The 3,181-nt window shown below is 39.3% G+C and carries 1 protein-coding gene; it reads left to right on the forward strand.

All coding sequences use genetic code 11. The features are described 5' to 3' along the window. Positions 1–80: 80 nt before the first annotated feature. The coding region (locus tag BVG16_RS32250) for a non-ribosomal peptide synthetase (protein ID WP_233147243.1) at positions 81–3,181 on the forward strand (3,101 nt) is incomplete at its 3' end.

The raw sequence follows: 3,181 nt of genomic DNA on the forward strand, positions 1-3,181 counted from the left end.
STRCSSATNDATACTNTRYCHNAGCDAAGGAATATTATCCGATGTCTTCGACGCAGAAGAGGACCTATTTCATATGCCAAATGGATGATGCAGGAGTGGCCTATAATATGCCACGAGTAATAAGGATGACGGGAGAAGTATGTCCAGAAGCAATTAGAGAAGCAATGCAGGAAATGATAAATCGACATGAGATCCTGCGTACGGAGTTTCTAATGAAAGAAGATGAGCCGGTACAGAAAATCAGAGAAGACGTCATGGCAGACTATAAATATATTGAAAATAGAGAGACAAGCGAAGAAGATATTATAAAAGATTTCATAAAACCGTTTGATTTGGGGAAAGCACCATTATTCAGAGCAGAGCTTGTAAAGAGAGAGAATCATTATCTGTTCATGCTTGATACGCATCATATTGTAAGTGATGGTATGAGTGAAACTATTTTTATAAGGGGCTTCAATGCAATTTACAATAAAGGGAAGCTCCAGACAGTGGCACGTCAATATAAAGACTACAGCGAATGGATGAGCAGAAGGGATTTATCTGATCAGAAAAAGTACTGGTTAGATGAGTTCAGCGGGGAAATCCCAGTGCTAGATCTGCCGACAGATTATGCAAGAAAACAAGAAAAAAGCTTCTATGGGGCAGGAATAGAAATACAAACAACGGAAGAACTTAGAAAAAATATCAAGAAACTTGCAGAGGAAACAGGAACAACAGAGTACATGATATTCCTTTCGGCAGCGATGATACTTCTGTGTAAGTACAGTAGGCAGGAAGACATCGTAATAGGAAGCCCTATAAGTGCACGAACACATAAGGATACTGAGGGTATGCTAGGTATGTTTGTAAATACGCTTGCAATGAGGGGGGGACTAGAAGGGAGTAAGACATATGAAGCGTTTTTGGGAGAAATAAAGGAAAAATGCTTAAATGCATATGAGAACCAGGAATATCCGTTTGAGGAACTGGTAGAGTCGGTAAAAGTAATGAGGGATATGTCTAGAAATCCTTTGTTTGATGTAACGTTTGTATTACACAATAATGCAGTTACAGATGTCGAGTTAGATAAAGTGAAGATAGAATATATAGGAAGTTCGTGCAAAAGCACAAAATTTGATTTGTCGTTCAAAATGATTGAGTGTAATAGTAATTATGAAATAGGACTTGAATACTGCACTGATCTATATAAGAAAGAAACTGTAGAACTGATGCTCAGTCACTATATCGTGATACTAGAACAGATAGTAGAAAATAGATCTAAACAGATCAAAGAAATAGAAGTGATTACAGAAGAAGAACGCGGCAAGATCCTTGGTGAATTCAATGATACACGGGTTGAATATCCGATGGATAAAACTGTGATCGACCTCTTTGAAGAACAGGTAATGGAAACTCCTGAAAACATAGCGGTGATTTATGAAGAAAAGAAAATCACATATGCTGAGTTAAACAAGAGATCAAATCAACTCGCAAGGAAATTGAGAAAATTAGGGGTAAAGCCAAATGAATTTGTTGCCATAATCTCAGAGCGGAGCATCGAGATGGTCATCGGTATCTACGGCATAATGAAAGCCGGAGGCGCATATGTACCGATCGATCCGGAATTCCCGGAGGAAAGAATTCAATATATGCTGGAGGATTGCAGATCGAAGGCAGTACTGGTATATAATGCAGAGATCAATACGGAATTACCAGTGATCGATCTGTCTGACAAGGATATATATATAGGTGAATCTACAAATCTCCAAAAGGTAAACAAGTCGGAAGATCTAGTATATTGCACGTATACTTCAGGGACAACAGGTAATCCAAAAGGAATACCTGTACGGTACAGAAATGTAGTAAATCTAATAACCTGGTATAAAGACAGGTTTGAGATGAATGAGAGATCCAAAGTCATGCTAATGGCATCCTTAAGCTTTGACTTAACACAAAGAAACATATTTGGACCACATATAAGTGGAGGAACCGTATGCTCATGCGGAGATACTAATGTCTATGATCCAATAAAGATAGTGGAATTTGTAAAAGAACAGGGCATCACAATAATCAATTGTGCGGCAAGTGCTTTCTATGCATTGATCAATGCAGAAAAGCAGAACGGGTATAACGGTCTTAAATCATTAGAAAAAGTATATCTTGTAGGCGAAGCTTTGTTATATGCAAAGCTGGAAGATTATATGTCTTCCAGTAACTGTAAGGCAATAATCGTAAACGGATATGGTCTAACAGAAGATTCTGGAATAGCCAGTACTTATGAAGTAACGAATCAGGCTGTGAATGAATACATAATTCCTATAGGTAAGCCTTTGTATAATAAACAGATGTATATCGTTGAAAATGGGAAGCTTTGCGGAATTGGAGTAAAGGGTGAGATATGCATCTGTGGGGCAGGTGTCACAGATGGTTATTTAAATAATGTGGAGCTGACGGCAGAGAAATTTGTGCCAAACCCATATGGCGAAGGCATGATGTACCGTACAGGAGATCTAGGAAGATGGCTTCCGGATGGTAACATAGAGTACCTAGGACGTATGGACGAACAGGTGAAGATCAGAGGACTAAGAATAGAGCTTGCCGAGATCGAAAGTACGTTAAGGAAGATAGAGAACGTCAAAGACTGTGCAGTCATTGCAAGAGAGGATAAGAACGAAGAAAAGGCAATCTATGCATATATCGTAAGTGAACAGGAGATAAGCGTATCGGAAGTCAGGGATACGCTTGGTAAATCACTGCCAAGTTACATGATACCTTCTTATGTAGGGCAGATAAAGAAGATTCCCGTTACAAGGAATGGAAAACTGGATAAGAGGAAGCTGCCTGTACTAGAAGCAGGCATAGGAAAGGGATATGAAGCACCTCGGAGCGAAACCGAGAAAATGCTATGTGAAATTTATCAAGAGGTCCTGAATGTAGATAGAGTAGGAATAAGCGATGGATTTTTTGAGCTGGGCGGCCATTCCTTAAGAGCAATCAGGGTAATAAACAGGATAGAAGAAGAGACAGGCATTCGGCTAGGCATAAAGGAGATCTTTATCACACCGACGGTAAAGGGGTTAAGTGAAAAGATAGCAAAACAGGGAATCCAGAAATATGAACCGATACCGGAAGCCGAGATAAAGGAATATTATCCGATGTCTTCGACGCAGAAGAGGACCTATTTCATATGCCAAATGGATGA

Origin of the sequence: Paenibacillus selenitireducens (assembly GCF_002021565.1) — a bacterium.
GTDB classification, from domain to species: domain Bacteria; phylum Bacillota; class Bacilli; order Paenibacillales; family Paenibacillaceae; genus Paenibacillus_K; species Paenibacillus_K selenitireducens.